The organism is Salifodinibacter halophilus, from assembly GCA_012999515.1.
Classification (GTDB): domain Bacteria; phylum Pseudomonadota; class Gammaproteobacteria; order Nevskiales; family Salinisphaeraceae; genus Salifodinibacter; species Salifodinibacter halophilus.
In genome coordinates this window covers 1-265 of sequence record JABEEB010000322.1, presented here as the reverse complement: position 1 = coordinate 265, position 265 = coordinate 1, and the positions used below count along the sequence as shown (strand labels likewise).

Genomic DNA, 265 nt, shown 5'->3' with positions numbered 1-265 from the left:
GGGCCGCGCTGGCCGCGCGCCGCCGCCATCTGCGCCAGCAACGGCGCATGCGCGAGACCCTGGCCCAGGGCCAGCGCACCACCGGCTTGGTCACCGAAACCCAGCACACCGGGGTGGAAGTCGACAACGAACCGCGCATCCGCTTCGTCGCCCGCTTCACCGACCACCTGGGCGCCGAGCGCTGGGTCACCAAGACCGGCCAGTTCGACGCCAGCCGGGTGCCGCGGGTCGGCGACGAGGTGCAGGTGTGGTTCCTGCGCGAGGC

At 73.6% G+C, this 265-nt stretch carries 1 protein-coding gene; it reads left to right on the top strand.

Translation table 11 applies throughout. The annotated features are described in order from the left end of the window. A partial coding sequence (locus tag HKX41_11865) for a hypothetical protein (GenBank protein ID NNC24830.1) occupies positions 1-265 on the top strand: 265 nt, incomplete at both ends.